Origin of the sequence: Streptomyces sp. HP-A2021 (assembly GCF_022807935.1) — a bacterium.
Classification (GTDB): domain Bacteria; phylum Actinomycetota; class Actinomycetes; order Streptomycetales; family Streptomycetaceae; genus Streptomyces; species Streptomyces afghaniensis.
Genome location: NZ_CP094344.1, coordinates 6,225,456 through 6,242,282 on the forward strand (window position 1 = coordinate 6,225,456; position 16,827 = coordinate 6,242,282).

A 16,827-nucleotide genomic window follows, 5' to 3' on the forward strand; every position below is an offset into this window, starting at 1 on the left:
TCCTAAGGAATCTGGGGCGGCTGTCCGGGCTGGCACGGGGAAATCGACAGAGCGGCATTCCGCCCGTGGACCACGTCCGACGCACTGCTGTCGTGCCCGTGGGCCGACGGCGCGCCCCGCAAGCGCTCGGCCATGGCTTCGGGGCACACCTCTGTGACCCAGGCGCCAGCGCCCAGCTCACCGGCCGCAAGACGCTTGACACCCGTGGCCGAGCGGTCCGAGAAGACCTGGGCGTGCAGATGGGTGAGGTCCCTGGACTCGCCTGCGGCTGCCTGGACCCAGAGCGCCATGTAGGGAAGTGGCGCAGTGGCAACGGTCTCGAAACGTCGAAGCAGCGACCGGTAGGCCTCGGCGAGGTCGTCCAGCTCGTCCGCGTCCAGGGCCGCGAGGTCCGGGACATGCCTTCGCGCGTAGAGGCGAGCCTCGTAGGGCCACCGGGCTGCGGGCGGGACGAAAGCGATCCAGTGCCGCGTGACCCCGATCACCCTCTCCGCGGATTGCAGTTCACTTTCCACCAGTTGGCAGTGGACACAGCGGTCACCACGATCACGGGCACCGCGCGCGACGAGCAGCATGCGTTCGAACCTGGCTGGAATGAACGGATACGCATATATTTGACCGTGAGGGTGGGTGAGTGTCGCTCCGATCTGAGTGCCGCGGTTCTCGAAACACACCACCTGCTCCACCCCGGCAACTGCGTTGAGACACTTCGTCCGGTCGACCCACGCATCGATGACGGTGCGCACCCGTCTCGTGCTCAGCCGGGCCAGAGACAGGTCGTGCGCGCTGCTGAAGACCACGACCTCGCACCGGCCGGCCGCCGGACGGGTCGGCTGCGCCGCCTCGGCCGCGCCCGCACTGAACCGCCCCGACAGGGCCGGAAACCGGTTCTCGAACACCACGACGTCGTAATCGGCGCAGGGGATCTCCGAAGGCACCGTGGGGGTGCTCGGGCACAGCGGGCAGCCCGTGTGGTCGGACGTCTTGGGTCGAACCGCTCGATGAGGGGCCACCACCACCCACTCCGCCAGTGTCGGGTCCCAGCGCAACTCCGCTCTCCGATCACCGGGGGACAGGCACCGGGCGTCGGGTGAGACGGGGAGCGGCTGAGCCCGCTCGTCATAGAGATAGACGGACCTGCCGTCCGCGAGCGACGCATGCCGTCGCCGGACAGCGGCTGTGGTCATGACGGTTCCTCATCGAAATGGTCACTGATCCGCTGGAGCGCCTCCGCGGTCGAGACGGTCCGCAGGTCCGGTGCGGGCCCGGACGGCGGGACGTCCTGAGCGCCGAGCGGTCCGACGAGGGCCGTCCGGCATCCGGCGCGGTGCCCGGCCCCTACGTCGCTGAGGAAGTCTCCGACCATCCAGGACCGTTGGAGATGAATCCCCAAGTCCACCGCGGCGCGCAGGAGCAGACCCGGTTCGGGTTTGCGGCAGCGGCAGCTGATCGCCAGCGCCTCGACCCTGCCGTCCCGATGGTGCGGGCAGAAGTAGATCCCGTCCAGCGTCACGCCGTGGTCGGCGAGCAGATCACGCAGCCGTTCGTGCATCAGCAGGAGCTGGGCCTCGGTGAACAGTCCACGGGCCACTCCGGACTGATTGGTGACCACGACGAGCGCGGCACCTTGCTGCTGGAGCCGACGCAGCGATGGGCCGACGCCCGCCTCGAGCACCAGGTCATCCGGCCGGCTCGGGTAGTGCCGGGGCTCGGTCACGGTGCCGTCGCGGTCGAGGAACACCGCGGGTCTTCCGCTCATCCGTCCGCCCCCTGGACCTGTCCGGCGAGAGCGGGGAGCTGACCGTGCACGACAGTGCGCATACTGCGGGTCAACAGGTGCGCGAGCATCATGTGAATGTCTTCCTGCTCCTCGATCGAAGGAGCGGGAGCTTCCACCCAGACGTCGCACAACCGGCGGGCAAGGCCGCCTCCTTGTCCCAGTAGCCCGAGCGTCGTGGCCCCGATGTCCCTGGCGTACTGCAGCGCCGCAAGCACGTTCGGGGAGTTGCCGCTCGCGCTGATGCCGATGACCACGTCGCCCGCCTGGGCCAGTCCGGCCAGCTGTCCGCTGAAGACGGAGTCGTAGCCGACGTCGTTGGCCCACGCCGTGAGGGCGGCCACATGGTCGACCAGGGACACCACGCGGATGGGTCGCGCTCCGGGTGCACGCGTGCTCTTGGCGAGGTCGACGGCCAGGTGTGACGCGGTGGCCGCGCTGCCACCGTTGCCGCAGATGTAGATCGTCCGTCCGGCGGCGTATGCGCTCTCGAGTTCCTTCGCCACGCGGGCGAGGTCTGCGAGCGAGACGCGTGCGAGCGCGTCGGTCAAGCTTGAAAGGTAAGCCTGCATGGCGAGTCGAGGGTCGAAGCTCTGGGTCGACAAGAGGGTGCCTCTTCGTGAGATGGGCTGTACTCCGAAAGCCGTGGGCTGCCGGATTCCCGGCGGTGCGTAGGTAACCGCCGGTTGATCGTGCGGTGGTAGAGCCGTGCGGTCTCCTGTGCCGTCCGGGACCAGGACCAGTCGAGCTGCATCAACCGCTCTCGCACCGCCCGTACCTCGGCCGGCTGCCGGTGCAACCACTGCGATGCGGTCACGACCGTCTCCTGAACGGCCTCAGCGGTGGCGTGAGCGATGTGGAAACCGGTACCCCGCACCGGATCCGTGACCAGGTCGACGACCGTGTCACCGAGCCCTCCCACGTCGGTGACGACGGGGATGGTGCCGTAACGCATCGCGATCAGCTGGTTCAGCCCGCACGGCTCGAACCGGGACGGCATCAGGGTGAAATCGGATCCCGCATAGACCTGCCAGGCAAGGCCCTGGTCGAACCGCGGACTGAGGTGGACCCTGCCGGGGTATCGGGAACCGATCTCGACCAGCGCGTCACGGAAGCGGACCTCACCGGGGCCGATGACGACGAGCTGGGCCGAGTCAGCACCCAGCAGGGGCGTCATCGCGTCGATGACCAGGTCGATTCCCTTGTCCTCGACGAGTCGCGCGCAGAGTCCGAAGAGCGGGATTCCGGGATGCTCCACCAGGCCCAGGCGGGACTGCAGGGCACGTTTGTTGCGCTTCTTCCCCTCGTCCACGGTGTCCTTGGCATAGGGATGCGTGGTCCGCCCCAGGGCTTGCGGATCCCAGACGCTCGTGTCCACACCCGCGATGATCCCCTTGGGTGACAGCGCCTCGAGGGCGGCGCCCAGCGGTGTACCGGCGAACTCGTCCGCCATCTCGGCCGCGTAGCTCATGCTGCCCGTGGTGGCCGCGTCGGCGGCGAGCAGACCCAGCAGGAGCAGGCTCGGCGCTCCCCGCGACACCCGCGGCAAGGAGTCCTGCCACTCCTGGGGCAGCGCGAGGGTGGCGACGCTGTCGCTGCTCAGGGCCCCTTGATAAGCGCCATTGTGAACGTTCATCAGCAGAGCGGGTGAACGATCCGTGCCGCGCATCGATCTCAGGTGTGCCATGGCGGCACCGGACTGCCAGTCGTTGCCGTGCACGAGGTCGTACGCGCGAGCGCCGAGTTCGACCCACCGGGCCACGCACCAGCCGAAGAACGCCGCCCGGTGCGCGGCGTCGGCGAACTCCACGTAGTCGGCGTCACGGTAGATGCCGGCCCGACCGAACCAGGCGTCGGCCCGTACCAGATACACGTCGTTGGCGCCTCCGTGATCGAGCAGCCGTTCCACCGACGGACGCACCGTCTTCCCGGCGACGGTCACCTGCGGCAGGTCGGTGACCTGTTCTGTGCGCAGCCCTGCTTCGGAGACCAGCCACGGGTAACAGGGAAGGATGATGTCGTGTGTGGCCGCGTGGTCTCGCTGCAACAGTTCCGGCAGCGTCCGGGACGCCTGGCCCAGGCCCCCCTCGGAGAAGAAGGGAGCCCTTTCCTGAGTGATGTAGAGGCACTTCATCGACGGCCCGCCGGTATCGTCCACGCACCGAAGAGATGGACCGAGGGATTCACCGGCAGCCGCAGAGCCGCGATCTCGACCGCGTCCGGGAACTCGGCCGACGACGTCCACAGCCGAGGCCGTGGCCCGGGCACATCCCGGCCGTGCTCGCGGAGAGTCGAACACATCACTTCGAGACGTTCGCCGTTGGCCGGCCGGACCGCGAGGAAGTCGGAGAGCGCGAACGTGAAGCGATCGCCGTGATCCGACCCGCCGCTGCCCACGAGCTGGATCTCGTCACGGAAGGAGCCACCGCAGCAGGCGCCGAGGACTCCCATCCCCACGGCCAGGACGGGGTCGGCAAGCACGATCTCCTGTCCGTCGCACTCCAGGTTGTCATCCGCGCCCCGCCCCCAGTCCTCCGGCAGCCCGCCCATCAGCTCCGCCAGACCGCCCAACTCCTCAGCCGGGTAGGACCGGCCGAAGCCGTCCAGTCCGCCGAAGAGGTCCACTGCCGGAAAGGCGCAGGCGGCGTTGTTCCGATGAACCGACAAGTCGATCACATCGCCCATACCGGTCACGGGCATTCTTCCTCTCCGCCATGGGCGCGGATGGCCAGTGCGGCCGCCGCCGCCCGCAGATCCGAATCCAGCCGGTCCAGCCGACGCCCCACCTCGTCCCGGTAGCGGATCGTCCGGTCCGGGTCACGGGTCTCCCCGTGCCGAAGCAGCGCACGGACCACGAGGACGTCCTGGGAGGCCCGCTCAGCCGCCGCCGCAGCCCGCGTCAGTACCGGACCGCCGGTCGCGTCCGTTGCTGCGCCGATCCTCAGATAGCGGGTGAACCAGCGCAGGGAGTGGTGGTAGTTCCAGAGCCCGAGTTGCAGGTGCGGGATCCACCACGGATGGGCGGCCGCCGCCCGAAGCGCTCGCCCGGTGAGGAGGAACAGATCATCCAGCCGGGCCTCGAGGAAGGCCACCAGCTCCGTTCCGCTGAACTCGTCCGCCCCTGTACCGGAGAGCGACTCCACGTGATCGAAAAGGTCCGCCGGGCGCGCCGTAACGTCCGTGACGGGAACGCCCCAGGCATCCACGGACAACCACTCCTGCCGGATGTGCGAGCCGAAGAGGGCTGCCTCCACAGCTGCCAGTGACACGCGCTCGTCCAGGAAGACGACATCGACGGGATCCGTCAGCCTGACTGTCCGATCGGCCGGATCGTACTCACGCACCACCAGGGAGTGAAGCGCATGGGTCTTCCCGTGGTTCATCCAGAAGTGCTCCAGGTGGAACGTGTCCGCGACGACCACGACAGGACGCTGCCGGCGCAACGCCTCGACCAGACCCTCCTTGGCTCCCGCCTCTGCGCAGGAGACCCTGCCCACGCGGTGGCCCTGCCGCGCCATCGCCGCGACCAGCCCCGACAGTACATCCCTGAACAGCAGGAACCCCTTTTCCCGCCGTGCGCGGGTTCCGACTGCCGAGCCGAGGACCGAGGCTGGATCCGACTCGGGCTGCCGGTCCAGAAGCAGAGTTCCGAGCGCCGCGTGCGAACAACCCGGGTCGGTGAACACATCCCTCGCCTTGCCGGCCGCCGGGTCGGGCAGGGCCCCCGCTGCCGCCCTCATGAGAGGGCACCGGCGTACACGGAGCTCATCAGCGCCTCCAGATCCTTCTGGCCGTGTGCCAGGGCACCGAACGAGGCCGCGATGACGATGCCGGTGGCCGGATCCCCACCGCCGCAGACGTGCCCGACCAGGCCGACCATGCCGAACGAACTCGCCGACCAGCCCGAACCGAAGCCCCAGTGCTTGCTGACGTCACGGGAGAAACCACGCGCGTACTCGCACTCGTGCTTCCAGGTGCGATCGAAGGTGGGGCCGCGGCCACGGCCCGTCATGAGAGCGAGAGTTCCACGCGACACCGGGGAGGATCCCCGCCCGTCGAGGCCCAGGAGCACCTGCTCGTACAACCGGCCGAGATCGGCCATCGTGCCGTAGCAGCCGTAGGACGGGATCCTGGTTCGGCAGCCCGGTGCACTGATCAGGTAAGGCACTCGGCGTACGCCCCGGCGGTTGATGTAGGACGGCACCGCGAGCCGGGGCCGGACGGAGTCGTGCACCTCGGCGGACATCGTCACCCAGGTCGACTCCAGACCCATCGGCCGGCAGATCCGCTGCACCACGTCTTCGGGGTAGCCGTGTGCGCGCTTGGCCTCGATGAGCGCCGCCAGGACGTACCAGCCGGTCTCCTGGTGGTACCCCTGGTCCCGGCCCGGCACCCAGCCCGGTTCGAGCGGCGCGGCGTTGACACGTTCGATGAACGTGTCGTACCGCTCGTAGTAGGGCCCGGGTCCGGACAGGTAGCGGAACCCTCCCGAGTGCGTCAAGACGTCCCCGATCGTGATCCCGGCTTTGCCGCCGGCGCCGAACTCGGGCAGGTGCCGGCTGACCGGATCATCGAAGTCCAACGCGCCCTCGTCGACCAGGAGAGCGACGGCCAGCGCGAGCAGCGGCTTGCCCGCACAGCTCCAGTACAGGACGGAGTCACGGCTCATGGGATGTCCGGGCTGCGCTTCTCCGATCGCCGCGTCGAGCAGGGGGATTCCGTGACGCGAGACGAACAGCTGCGCTCCGAGGAGTGGCTGAGCGGCCAGGCGCTCTGCCAGGACGCGCCGCACCTGCTCGAAGGCACTCGGCCACCGCTCCCGGGTCACGGCGTCCTCACCAGTCGATCCAGCTCCGCGGCCAGCTCGGCGAGGTTCGAGGCCGCGAACATCACGTCAACCGGTATCTCGACGCCGTATTCGGATTCAAGACAGACCATCACCTCGACGGCCGCCATCGAATCCCCTCCGAGTTCGAAGAAGTCGTCGTCAGGTCCGACACGGCGGCCTGGTCGCAAGACGCGCTCCCACACCGTGGCCAGCATGGACTGGGTACCGGGCAGGCAGTCCCGGGGCTCCGCGTCGAGGTGTGCCCGGACCAGTGCCCTGATCGCCTCGGGGTTCGGCTTGCCGGTACGCAGGCGAGGGATGGCCACGGTCGGCACGGTGACCGCGGGGACGGCGTGCTCGGGCAGCCACTCACGCAGGAACCGCCGCATCTTCAGCGCCTCGGCGCTCTCCGAGCTCTCCACGACCGCCGCGAGCACCTGCCCCAGCGTGGGGTGTTCGACGGCGAGCACAGCGGCACTCGTCACCGCCGGGTGCCGCTCCAGCAGGCTCTGCACCTGTGGCAGCGAGACGGTCCTGCCGCCCACACGCGCCAGCGACTCGTTCCTGCCCGTGAAGTGGATCCGGCCGTCCGCGGCCATCACCCCCCGGTCCGCGGTGACGGTCCAGCCGTCCCGCCAGGTTGCCGTGGCCTGATCGGTGTGGGTCAGATAGCTCAACGGTGCCTGTGCGTCCCGCAGGCAGATGTATCCCTCGGCGCCGGAACTCAGCCACTGACCCTCCTCCGAGAGGATCCGCGCTTCGGTGCCCGGTGCGGGATAGCCGCCGGGCCCGAGGTGACAGTCGTCCTGAGTCACCACCAGGTGAGCGTCACCGCCTTCGGTGAGCCCGTAGGAGTTGATGATCCGGCAGTTCTGCAGGCGGTCGGCGAGCCCGCGATGGACTTCGGGGCTCAGCGCGTCCGAGATGAATCGGAGCCGCCGCAGCCGTGGCGGTCGGGGAGCGGCGCCGCTGTCCAGGGAGCGCAGCAGCGATGTTCCGACGGCAGCGGGGAGCACCGCCGTCTCGATGCCCTCTTCGGCCGCCATCTCAAGGAAGCGATGGGGTTCGAAGGGCGTGCAGGTGACGATCGTCGCTCCGCGTGCCACTGCGCTGACCAGTATCTGCCGGGTCCCCACCGCAGTGGCGTGGGAGAGGCCGTGGCCGAGCACCCGCGCCCCTCCGGGACGCGCGGCATAGCGCCGGGCCAGGTCCAGCATGGCTCCACGGCTCGCCGCGACACCCTTGGGAATGCCGGAGGAGCCCGACGTGAAGATCACATCACCGAGCATGCTGAGGTCGAAGCCCTCGAAGCGGCTGGACGGCCGGTCGTCAGGCAGCTCGTCGAGTCGGACCATCGGTACGGCACCGGTCAGTTCCCCGGATTTCTCCGAGGAGAGCACAACGGTGATGGCCGTCTCCTCGCAGATGCGTCGCAGCGCCTCCTGGCCGGTGTCGGTCGGCAGCACGATCGCGGCACAGCCGGCGAGCAGCGTGCCGAAATAGCCGGCCGCGTACTCGGCCCACTGTCCTTCAGGGAACAGGAGACCCACCGCGGCGCCGCGGTCGATGTCCGGGCCGCTCAGGAAGGCGGCCACCGAGCGTGCCCGATCGGCGAGTTCCGCGTACGTCGCCCGCAACCCGTCACGCAGCACCAGGGCAGTTCGCCTCGGTGACCGTTGTGCCTGGGACAGGAGCAGGTCGGCAGTGGAGGTGATGGGCGCGCTCATGCGAACGGCTGCGGGTCGGAATTGAGCCCGCCCTCCGTCAGGGACCGGTGACCGAGCAGACCGGGAAGCTCGTAGACCCGCGGATGACCGAGGTATCGCGCATGGGGGGAGAAACTCAGTGGCTGGAGCGAGGGGATGACCACCCGGGCCACGTGCAGACCGATGGTACGCAGGTCGGGAGTGGCGAGATCGAACGCGTAGACCTTGTGCCCGGCGCGCGTGCAGGCGTCGACGAGCCTGTGCATGCGCGTCTTGTCGTCCTCGCTTCCCGAAGGGGGCGCGGCAAGTGGTGGCATGCGTCTGGTCCTGCTGTGGTCCGGTGTCCGCAGCAGAAAGTCCATCGCCCTGCTCATCCGCGGGGACCCGATGGCCAGAGCGCCCTTGAGCACCGAGACGACCCGCCGTTCGTCAGCCGCCGCCTGATGGAGTGTGGGACGCAACGCCAGCCCTTCGACCAGCGCGTGCTCCGCAGCCTGTGCCGGGTCGGGATCGGTCGCGGCGGAGACCACCAGGCGCGAGACCGTGTCGTACGGGGCTTCCTGCACGCAATACACCGTTGGCACTCCGATTTCCGTTGTGGCGTCGAAGAAGTGGACCTCGATGTACTTCCGCTGACACCAAAGGAGCAGGTCGCGAGTGGAGTCCCACAGCTCCGCCGGTGCGAGTCGGGGGAGCGGGAGTTTCTGCAACCACGTCACGGCCACGATGTCGCGTTCGATCGCTTCGCAGATGGCCGAGGTGACGGCGGCCTCCCAGGTCGGACCGGCCGCCACACCCGTACTGATCTGCCGCCAGAACCGCTCCCCTTCGCCCGCCGGCAGGTCGAGGTACACCATGACCGCCGGCACGCGGGCAGGGGAGCAGTCCGCGAGATCGATACCGGTCGCCCATCTGATCGATGCCTTGTTGTCGGGACGCTCCAAGGTGCAGGAGGGGTGGGCGAGTTCGGTCTCGGAGCACCGGGGGATGTCCTCCAGATCGATGGCGCCCGGCACCGAGAGGGCATCACCCTGAACGAACTCGGTGGAGACGGACGCGGTCGCGATGCGTTCGAGTGACTCGATGACGGCGATGCGCCAGGCCGTCTCCCGGTCGTACGAGACGCCGCTTCCCGATGCCCGTCCGGTGACCCTCGGGTAGGGGCGGCTGTAGGTGACCGGAGCTGTACCGGCGAGATAGTTGTGCAGCGATCGTGGGCGGTAGGAGCCTGAGGAGGGCTGCGGAGGCCAGGTGATCCCGGAGAAGGGACCGACCAGCCGGTGGACTTCGCTGATGGCGCTCACCGATGGCCTCCATCCACGTCGCGCGGCGTGCCCATCGCCAGTGCGAGGAAGGACCAGGAACGGGATGGACCGCCACCGAGCCGGGCACTCAGGAAGGAGGGCTCGACGCCCCGGAACAGACAGGCGACCAGGTTCCTCGAGAGCGCGGTGAGCCATCCGGCGTACAGCCCGGCGCCGGTTGCCACCAGCAGGTTGAGGTAGCCGTCCACGGCGTCTCCGCTCGGCGGGTCGGAGACGTTCCACAGCGGGAAGAGGATGCACGGCGCCGAGACGAGCTCGGGTTGCACGGCCCACTGCAGATCCGCCGCCCCGGACAACGGGGCCAGCCATGTCAGACCGTCCGGCTCACAGCTGTAGATGCCTGGGCTCACACCTTCGACAGCCTGGGCAATGATCAGCCACCGTCCCACCGGATCCCTGCTGGAGTCCTCGAGAAACGATGAGTACCAACCTTGTGCGCTTCGGCACGTCTCCACGACATCCGTGACGGCAATCGGAGTGGGCCCGAACCGGCGCGTCGAGCGCCGCCCGGAGACCAGGTCGTCGAGTTCCTCGAACGACAACTCGGCCAGTTTTCCCGCTCCTTGTGGAGTCAGGAACCCGGCTCCCGGCGCGAGCTGCCGTGATGCCGCGCTCCGCAGGATCTCACCGGCCGCGTGCCCGAAACGCTCGAGCACCACATTGTCCCCGTGCATGATGACATCACCTCAGACAACCATGATTCCGGTGACCAGTTCCATCTCGGGTTCGAGATCGAGTGCGGTCGAGATCGAGTCGGCATTCCAATGCCGCAGCAGCCGGGGTTGAATTCCCAGCGCACGGCCGAGCAGAAGCGCATGTGTGAACACGACTCCCGCATCGAGATGGGCCAGTCGTAGGGCCAGATCTCCGTACTTGCGGGTCAGCGAATGGAGGTTCGCCACCCATGCGATCACGTGATCGATATCCGGCGGTACGCCCAGGGACTGGAAGACGGCCCGGAGCTCCGCGCGCGAAACACGGCCGGCGGCCACGAACCGGTCGTCGTCGGGCTGGAACCAGGCGGCGTGGCTGTGGATGCCGGGAATCTCCTCCCGCGACAGGACACAGGCCTGAGCCGACTCGAGGTTCCCGGCCGACGGTGCACGCCGACGTGCGGTGCCGTCCCCGGCCGCCGGCCGAAGTCCGACGACCCGGTCCAGCAGTGTGCCCATGGTCCGGAGCCCGTCGGCACCGGCCAGGTCCGCCCGACTGACCGACGCACAGGTGGGAAGGCTCCGCTTCACCTTCTTGGGCCCTCCCAGAGCCGTCAGGCGGGATACGGCCGGCCTGGGGATGCCGCGCGGAGGAAGCGCGATGTCCTGTTCGTAGGCCCAGGGCCGCTGCTGGTCCGCGCCTGATTCAGGGGCGCCGCACGTAGCGCAGGTCCAGCGGCGGTACATACGTGTGGTGCCCGACGACAGCCCGCCGGCCGCTGGATCCCAGACCAGGTCGACGGTCTGGTTGACCGAACGGTTCCTGCCCACGCCGGTCATGAGATGGACCGCCTCGCCGGCCGCGAGGCCGGCCACCAGGCCGAGCGGGATCGCTGTCTCGGCCGACGGCTCCGCCGCAGCTCGATCGGTCCGCGCCGACTGGAGACAGGCAGAGCATGAGAAGTCCCGGTGCGAGATCGGCCCGACGAACCCGCGGTTTCCCGACGAGCCGCCGCCCAGCCAGAAGGCCCCGTACCGGTGGGACAGGACGAGCGACTCGGACGGGGTGAAGCCCCCGGCCTCGAACGCCTCGATCACCAGCACTTTGCGATGTGGAGCATCCGTCGCGCCGAACAGCTTCGCGAGCCTCTCGGCGGAGTACGCCTCCGTGGAGACCCATGAGCTCTCGAGAGTCTCACGGATGTTGTCCGCAAGTTTTTTCGCACCGCCCACCAGGACCCGCCAGTGGCCCATGTCACGGACAGCTTCGGCAGCGGAACCGAAACGCCCGGTGAATCCGACCGACCTCGAGACGAAAGTCCGCATGCTGTCGGGTAGATCATCCGGCAATGGGTCGGCGGGCAGTTGCTGAAGAAGTCCCGCCTTCCGCAGCACGGAAAGAGTGCCGACGACATCCCCGACGGGGATTTTCAGGAGGCCGGAGAGCTCCCTCACCGTGCGGCCGCTTTCGAGGAGGTCACAGAACTCAGGAAGGACCTCGACTGCGCCGGTGCCTTGGAGGGCTATCCCGACCGGCCCGCCTTCAATGACATAGGCGTTCCCGCTGCGATATCGCATCAGCCCGTCGCGGATGCGATACGTTGCCACTTCGGCGAAGCCATCAGCAGTCGTCATCGGACCGCTCCTGCCATTGTCGAAGTCTTCGGCCAGCGTTCGCAATTGGGCAACGGAACGAAGGTGTGCCGGTCAAGGGTGCCGTGGAGAACGTCGTACACCTGGACTTCTCGCAGCGCTTCCGGGGCGGACCGGCACAGCGCCGATGTCAGGGAGGCTGCGATGACAGCATGGTGCTCAAGGTAGCCATGGATTCCGAGTGCGGCATCATGGTCGTACATGTCCCACATGTCCCGCTTCAGTGCGGGATTCTCGGCCGCGGACAGCATGCGACCGGCCAGGCAGTCATAGCAGCCGGGCAGGTTCCGGCCCAGCACAGGCCCTACTCGAATCATCGGGTGGTCATAGACAACGGGTATCCACCACGGGATCCGCGGAAGTCGGTCAAGGCTCCTCGCGAGGGCCGGCACTTCGCGCCATGTGGCGAGAACGAGCGGTGATGAGGTATCCGCAGAGCAAGCGGTCGGGTGATCCACGACCGTCGCCGATGGCATCTCGGCGATCAGTTGGCGTGACATGGCCCTGCCGAAGTCACCGACTGGAATCACCAGCGGCGGATCGCTCTTCGTTGCTGATGTCACCGAACTCACCTAACTCCGTTACCCCCGGCCGATCCTCAGCCGCCGAGACAGTGCGGACGCACCTGAACCCTCACGGCCACCCCGCACCCAGTGCCGGACCCGAGTCGCACCGCAGGTGAAACGGGTCCGGCACCGGAAGTCCACCAGTCCCGGAGGCTCTTCCCGGCCATGGTGGGGTCGGCCGCCTTTCGCAAGCACGTCAGAATCGCGGGCCCATGAAGCCGGCCGTCCGGCACGCGTCGAACGTGACGGCTTACGGCCAGGGGTAAGTCCCCTCGCTCTCGACGCATTCCATGCCGCAGCTCATCGCCGCGGGCTCGACCATCTCGGTGATTACCGAGCTGATCTCGAGGCGACGCGTCTGCTCGTTATCGGCCACGAAAGTGCTTGTCATTTTGCACACCCCCTTCCCCTGGAGAACCCTTCATGAATGAGGGCTGAAAGGCCTTGCTGAAGTTTTTCCCAGCCCGTGAAAGGTGATCCTAGGGGCCCGGCGTCGACGAGTGTCAACCCTGCGGTGTCGGGCCGTGCACTCCTCCACCAGCAGGCTGAATTGCCCCAATATCGCCATCGTCAGGAGGTATCAAAAAGCCTTGAAAAGGTACAGATCGCATGTCGGGTTGTCAGGGGCGTCGACGGCCCCCGGGTAACTTCCTGCAACATTCCTGGGAGCTGTTCCCGCGGTTTTCGGGTCAATGACGGACTTGCTGCAAGTTCATGCATGATCGTTGACGGGTTCGCAATCCGCCTTTTAGCCTCGCTGCCGATCGGCATCGGCGACCTATGCGTCCCCATGCGCACGGGCTCGGCCCAGGGGGAAGGAGTCTTGTGAAGTCAGCTACGGGGGCGACAACTGCCCCGTTTGAGTCCGTCATTGGGCGGGGCGCCCACCTCTACATTCAGGGGAAGAAACACATCGACTGTGCCTCGGGGACGTTCAACGTCTCCCTTGGCTACACACTGCCCGAAGTCACCGATGCGGTGCACGCCCAGCTGGACAGGTGCGCGCACTTGTCCTCCGATCTGACCAAGGCCAAGTCGCGCGAGATCTTCGAGTTGCTGCGTGCTTTCCTGCCCGACCACATCGACAGCTACTGGTTCCGGGACATCATCGGCTCGACGGCCAACGAATGCGCTGTGCGCATGGCCCAGAAGGCCACCGGACGAACCGACGTCGTCTCCCTGTTCCTCTCGCATCACGGGCAGAGCATCGCGGCGACCGGCATGTCCGGCAACGCGTTTCGGCAGCGCAGCTTCCATCTGCCGATAGCGGGTTCCCTGAAGATACCGGCCCCGGACTGCGCTCGGTGCTTCTACCGCCAGGTCCCGGAGAGCTGCGGAATGCTGTGCGCGCAACGCCTCGAAGACTTTGTCGAGTTCGCATCGAGCGGGCAGGTCGCCGCGCTCATCATCGAGCCCGTACTCGGCAACGGCGGCAACATCACACCGCCTGTGGAGTACTACTCCGTGCTGCGGGACATCTGTGACCGGCATGGAATTCTCATCATCGCCGACGAGGTGCAGACCGGTTTCGGCAGGACCGGGACCTTTTTCGCCTCGAATGGGTACGCCAAGGAGCTGAAGCCGGACATCATCACCTTCGCCAAGGGAGCCGGAGGCATCGGTATCCCGGTCGCCGGCGTTCTCATGCGCAAGGAACTGGACGTCCTCGAATCCTGGGAGCATTCGACTACCTCCGGGGCGAACCCGCTGGCCCTGGTCGCGCTCGAGGCGACGGTGAAGTACATCAGGGACCACGAGATCCTGGAGAACGTCGCCATCGTCTCCAAGATTCTCAGAGACGGCCTGACCGAGCTCTCGGCGTTCTTCCCACGCGTCAGCAACGTCAAGGGCATCGGGCTGATGCTCGCTTTCGACCTCCCCTCGGCCGCCGACGTGGCCCGGTTCATCGCGATTTCGCGGGAGAACGGCGTGATCGTCCGCGGAAGCCGGTACGGATTCGGCAACACGGTGAAGGTCCGGCCTCCGTTGACGACCACCGAGTCCGATGTGCACGACATCCTGACCTCTCTGCGAACGTCCCTACAGCAACTGGAAAGTGAGTAATCGGCATGCGGGCTCTGAAGTACCACGGCGCCTGGAACGTGGCTCTCGAGGAGGTGCCCGACCTCCGTGCCACCGGTCCCGACGACGTGGTGGTCGACATCAGGTTCTGCGGGATATGCGGAACGGATCTCGGCATCGTGTCGGGTTCGTACCCCATTGCCGTCCCTGGCGTGACGCTGGGACACGAAGCGACGGGTGTCGTGGCCGAGTGCGGGCCGGCTGTCACGAACGTCAAGGTCGGTGACCGGGTGGTCATCAATCCCACTCCGTACTGCGGCCAGTGCCGGATGTGCCGGACTCAGCGGATCAACCACTGTGTCAACAAGATGGGCACCGAGAGCGGCGTCAGCTACGACGGTGCGTTCGCCGACCGGTTCCTCACCACGTCCCGGTTCGTTCACGTGCTCCCCGACCATGTGTCGCTGCAGGCAGCGGCCCTGACCGAACCCCTGAGCTGCGTGCTGAGCGGGGTCCGCAAGATCCAGCCGCCGTCCATGGCCGCGTACACGTACGTCTTCGGGGCCGGCCCGCTCGGGTTGCTGTACGCCTGGGCCCTGAGCCTGAAGGGGCTCGCCCCCGCCGTGATCGAGACGTCGCCCGAACGACTGTCGTTCGCGCAGGACCGGTTGCCGGACGGGGCCCGCGCCTACGCTTCCCTCGACGACGCCCGCAGCAGCCATTTCGGCAGTACGGACGCGCCCCTCGACGTCGTGGTCGACACCACCTCGGGGCTGCTCGAAGAGCTCTATCCACTGATGGCATGCGGTGGCACCTTCATGTCGATCGGTCTGAAGGAGAGGCGGTTCACGATCGACGGCATGCACCTCGCGGACCGCAGCCTGTCGGTGATCGGCTCCATCGACTCCCTCCACGGCTCCTTCCTGGAGGCATTCCACCTCATCACCAGCGGTCGGATTCCTGCGGAGCGCCTGGTCAGCCATGTGATACCGCTGGCGGACTTCCAGGACGGCTTCGCCACGCTCGGGTGCGACATGAGCAGCAAGTCGATGACGCCGACCCGATCGTCGAGCTGCAAGGTCCTGTTCGACATCGAATCCGCGGGGAGCGCTGCGTGAGCGGGCCCAAGTTCAGCATCGTCATCCCCTACAAACAACGGCTGGACAACATTCGGCTGTGCTTCGAGTCGCTGGCCGAACAGTCGCTGGAAAAGGGCGAGTTCGAGGTGCTCGTAGGGGTCATGGAGTACTCACCGGAGTACGTGGCGCTGTGCCAGGAGTTCACGGACCGCCTCACCGTCGTCTCCGTGCTGTCCGGCGACGAGTGGCAGATCACCCGGGCCAGGAACATGGCCATGCGGCAGGCTTCCGGACAAGTGATGGTCCAGCTGGACGCGGACATGGCCCTCCCCCCGCGGTTTCTGGAGAACCTCTACCGCAAGCACTTCGCCTACGGTCAGAACGTCTGCGTGATCGGCCAGATGATCGGTTACGACAACAACAACAGCGACGTCGACGATGTCGACGTCAGGCCGTTCGGCCACTACCGGGAGAAGCTGGCCGAACTCGACGCGGCGGACGAGGTCCGGATGGACATGCGGCTGCAGGTCGACCACGTCGTTCCCTGGGCGTTCGCCTGGACCGCGCTCATTGCCCTGCCGACTGCGCTGGTGGTGGAGAACGACCTCTATTTCGACGAGGACTTCCGTGGGTACGGCGTGGAGGATCTCGAGTGGGCGCACCGCATCTGCGCCACCGGCACACCGATCGTCATGGGCCGGGACGTCTACGGCATCCATCTGCCGCACAAGCGCAGTGTCGCGGGTAACCGGGCGACGGAACGCCTCAACTACCGGAGGTTCGTCCGGAAGTGGCCCGGGCCGGATGTGGAACTCGCCGCTGCTTTCGGCGACTTCGAGGCGAACGGCCTGGCGCTCGACTTCCGGCGCGAGCTGTCCGCCGTCGCCGGCGACGGCCGGGGCCTCGCTGTGATCAGGGGCGAAGTGAACGGGGAGAGCGTCCTGGTGATCGGGGCGGTCCTCGACTCGGGACAGCCCCTGGACGGAGCAGTGTGCGGCGTCCGGTTCGATGCCCGTCCCGATCCCGAAGTGCTCCCTGTCGCGGGGCTGGCCCTGCCCTTCGCCGACCAGAGCATCGACGTATGCCGAGTGCTGCCCGCCGTGACCCGGCTCTCCGACAGGTACTTGAAGCTCGTCCTCGCAGAGGCCGATCGAGTGGCAAGGACAGTGACCGGCGCGGCTGGGCCCGAGCCGGATCCGGCAGTCTGAGCCATGGAAG

The 16,827-nt window shown here is 67.4% G+C and carries 15 protein-coding genes; 3 read left to right on the forward strand and 12 right to left on the reverse strand.

All coding sequences use genetic code 11. The features are described from left to right. Positions 1-2 precede the first annotated feature (2 nt). From galT to MQE23_RS28285, 12 genes are read right to left on the reverse strand one after another with little or no spacing between them, the layout of a single operon-like run. Positions 3-1,187, reverse strand: a complete 1,185-nt coding sequence (gene galT, locus MQE23_RS28230; protein ID WP_243380596.1) for a galactose-1-phosphate uridylyltransferase — start codon at positions 1,185-1,187, stop codon at positions 3-5. Further along, a complete protein-coding gene (locus MQE23_RS28235) occupies positions 1,184-1,759 on the reverse strand; it encodes an HAD-IIIA family hydrolase (RefSeq protein ID WP_037673892.1) in 576 nt (191 codons plus the stop codon). The genes galT and MQE23_RS28235 overlap by 4 nt, the downstream gene beginning before the upstream one ends. Next, a complete protein-coding gene (locus MQE23_RS28240) occupies positions 1,756-2,328 on the reverse strand; it encodes an SIS domain-containing protein (protein ID WP_020277218.1) in 573 nt (190 codons plus the stop codon). Before MQE23_RS28240 ends, MQE23_RS28235 begins: the two co-directional genes overlap by 4 nt. Then, a complete protein-coding gene (locus MQE23_RS28245; RefSeq protein WP_243380597.1) occupies positions 2,325-3,935 on the reverse strand; it encodes a glycogen/starch synthase in 1,611 nt (536 codons plus the stop codon). Before MQE23_RS28245 ends, MQE23_RS28240 begins: the two co-directional genes overlap by 4 nt. After that, a complete protein-coding gene (locus MQE23_RS28250; RefSeq protein ID WP_243380598.1) occupies positions 3,908-4,477 on the reverse strand; it encodes a hypothetical protein in 570 nt (189 codons plus the stop codon). The genes MQE23_RS28245 and MQE23_RS28250 overlap by 28 nt, the downstream gene beginning before the upstream one ends. Further along, entirely contained in the window at positions 4,468-5,463 is a 996-nt protein-coding gene (locus tag MQE23_RS28255) for a BtrH N-terminal domain-containing protein (protein WP_243380599.1), read from the reverse strand. The genes MQE23_RS28250 and MQE23_RS28255 overlap by 10 nt, the downstream gene beginning before the upstream one ends. Before the next feature lie 50 nt (positions 5,464-5,513). Beyond that, on the reverse strand, positions 5,514-6,605 hold the full coding sequence (locus tag MQE23_RS28260; protein WP_020269225.1) for a serine hydrolase domain-containing protein: 1,092 nt from the start codon (positions 6,603-6,605) through the stop codon (positions 5,514-5,516). Then, positions 6,602-8,332 (reverse strand): AMP-binding protein, encoded by a 1,731-nt coding sequence (locus tag MQE23_RS28265; RefSeq protein ID WP_243380600.1) that lies wholly within the window; start codon positions 8,330-8,332, stop codon positions 6,602-6,604. The genes MQE23_RS28260 and MQE23_RS28265 overlap by 4 nt, the downstream gene beginning before the upstream one ends. Beyond that, on the reverse strand, positions 8,329-9,615 hold the full coding sequence (locus MQE23_RS28270) for a YcaO-like family protein (protein WP_020277215.1): 1,287 nt from the start codon (positions 9,613-9,615) through the stop codon (positions 8,329-8,331). Before MQE23_RS28270 ends, MQE23_RS28265 begins: the two co-directional genes overlap by 4 nt. Beyond that, on the reverse strand, positions 9,612-10,310 hold the full coding sequence (locus MQE23_RS28275; RefSeq protein WP_020273289.1) for a hypothetical protein: 699 nt from the start codon (positions 10,308-10,310) through the stop codon (positions 9,612-9,614). Before MQE23_RS28275 ends, MQE23_RS28270 begins: the two co-directional genes overlap by 4 nt. A gap of 12 nt (positions 10,311-10,322) precedes the next feature. After that, the gene (locus tag MQE23_RS28280) at positions 10,323-11,924 is read right to left on the reverse strand and encodes a nitroreductase family protein (RefSeq protein ID WP_243380601.1); all 1,602 of its coding nucleotides are present in this window, start codon (positions 11,922-11,924) and stop codon (positions 10,323-10,325) included. Next, complete coding sequence (locus MQE23_RS28285; RefSeq protein WP_243380602.1) at positions 11,921-12,505, reverse strand: TOMM precursor leader peptide-binding protein; 585 nt, start codon at positions 12,503-12,505, stop codon at positions 11,921-11,923. The genes MQE23_RS28280 and MQE23_RS28285 overlap by 4 nt, the downstream gene beginning before the upstream one ends. Positions 12,506-13,333: 828 nt before the next feature. Here MQE23_RS28285 and MQE23_RS28290 point away from each other — a divergent pair. The 3 genes from MQE23_RS28290 to MQE23_RS28300 are packed head-to-tail and all read left to right on the forward strand — an operon-like array spanning position 13,334 to position 16,817. After that, positions 13,334-14,572 carry an aminotransferase class III-fold pyridoxal phosphate-dependent enzyme gene (locus MQE23_RS28290; RefSeq protein ID WP_243380603.1) on the forward strand — a complete coding sequence of 413 codons (1,239 nt, stop codon included), beginning with the start codon at positions 13,334-13,336 and terminating at the stop codon, positions 14,570-14,572. A 5-nt stretch (positions 14,573-14,577) separates the two neighbouring features. Continuing rightward, positions 14,578-15,648, forward strand: a complete 1,071-nt coding sequence (locus MQE23_RS28295) for an alcohol dehydrogenase catalytic domain-containing protein (RefSeq protein ID WP_243380604.1) — start codon at positions 14,578-14,580, stop codon at positions 15,646-15,648. After that, entirely contained in the window at positions 15,645-16,817 is a 1,173-nt protein-coding gene (locus MQE23_RS28300) for a glycosyltransferase (RefSeq protein ID WP_243380605.1), read from the forward strand. The genes MQE23_RS28295 and MQE23_RS28300 overlap by 4 nt, the downstream gene beginning before the upstream one ends. Positions 16,818-16,827: the final 10 nt, after the last annotated feature.